General features: G+C 72.8%; 1 protein-coding gene and 2 pseudogenes. 2 read left to right on the top strand and 1 reads right to left on the bottom strand.

Going from position 1 to position 1,362, the window contains the following annotated elements:
* Positions 1–175, bottom strand: a 175-nt coding sequence (locus ACWDAS_RS41435) for a carboxymuconolactone decarboxylase family protein (RefSeq protein WP_450401151.1), incomplete at its 3' end; no start/stop codon positions are given.
* A gap of 224 nt (positions 176–399) precedes the next feature.
* Between ACWDAS_RS41435 and ACWDAS_RS41430 the strand changes: the two are divergent.
* Both ACWDAS_RS41430 and ACWDAS_RS41425 read left to right on the top strand, forming a co-directional pair.
* Positions 400–751, top strand: a pseudogene (locus tag ACWDAS_RS41430) (class I SAM-dependent methyltransferase); the annotation flags it as partial.
* A gap of 211 nt (positions 752–962) precedes the next feature.
* Positions 963–1,244: pseudogene (locus ACWDAS_RS41425) on the top strand (LLM class flavin-dependent oxidoreductase); the annotation flags it as partial.
* Positions 1,245–1,362: the final 118 nt, after the last annotated feature.

The following is a 1,362-nucleotide window of genomic DNA, read 5'->3' as shown; positions in this document are numbered from 1 at the left end:
TGGTGTGCATGTCGGTGCAGAAGCCGCAGCCGTTGATCTGGCTGGCGCGGATCTTCACCAGTTCCTGCGTCGCGGCGGGGAGCGCCGAGTCCGACGCCACCTTGGCCGCCGAGTTGATGTGCTTCAGGAACTTGCCTGCGAGGGGGTGGCCGAAGTAGTTCAGACGGGCTTCCATGGCGTTCTCCTTGGCCGTGTCGGTGGTTACGGAGCATTGACCGCACGGCGGAGGGAAACGTGACAGGAGGACTCGTGTGACGTGGGTCGCATCTGCTGCCGCCGGAGCGAGCGGGCCCGCACGCGAGCGCACTCCGTGACCCGCCGCCGCAATGGGAGCCGCGGCGCCGGCGGCGACCGGAACAGGACGGCCGCGGGCCGGTGTCCCCGTGTAGCTTCGGCCGCATGGCTGACGAGGCGTTCGGGAACCCGCGGCTGGCCGCGGTGTACGACCCGCTCGATCCCGATCGAGGCGATCTCGATGCGTACGTCCGTGTGGTCGAGGAGTTCGGCGCGCCGGGAGCTGGACATCGGATGCGGAACGGGAGTGTTCGCGCTCCTGCTGGCCGATCGCGGCATCGAGGTCACCGGAGTCGATCCGGCCCGTGCGTCCATCGACGTGGCCAGGGCCAAGCCGGGCGGCGAACGGGTGCGTTGGATCTGCGGTGACGCCACGGCGCTTCCGCCGTTGCGCGTCGACCTGGCGACCATGACGGCGATCGTCGCCCCACAGGCCTGGCGGGACACCCTGCGGGGGGGGCCACGACGCCCTGCGGCTCGGGGCCGTTGCGTTGAGTGGAGAGACGTCGGCGGAGCGCTGCCCGCCGGGCCGGAGAGAGCCGGGGAGAGCGGAGGTGCCGGTCGTGCCGATGGTGTCGAGCGCGTCCGCCGTGGTCCCCGCCTCGCCGTGGCCCTCGACGGTGCCGGCTGACACCCCGCCGCCTGGCGTGAGCCCGTGGCCCGGCCACTACGGGCCCTGGGTCCGCAGCATCCGCACCGCCGGGGGCGCCATCGAGTTCCCCACCCCGGAGCAGGCCCGCGCCCACCCCTGGACGGAGGAGGACCGGGCCCTGGTGGCCGACCGCGTCGAGACCCAGTTCGTCGGCTCGCCGCAGCGCGTGGCCGACCAGCTCGAACAACTGCAGGAGGCGACCGACGCCGACGAACTGATCGTCACCACCATCACCCACGGCCACGCCGACCGGGTGCGCTCCTACCGGCTCCTGGCCGAGGAGTGGCACCGCCGGTGACCAGGCGGCGCCGCGTACAGCACCGGCCCGGGGATGTGTGTCCCCGGGCCGGTGTGGTGGGTCGTGCGGGTGGGGTTCAGCGGAGCCAGGCGTGGTCGCGGACGAGGGGGAGCCGGGC

The organism is Streptomyces sp. NPDC001070 (assembly GCF_053598835.1).
Note: the sequence above shows the minus strand (reverse complement) of the source record. Positions and strands in the feature narration are given on the sequence as shown.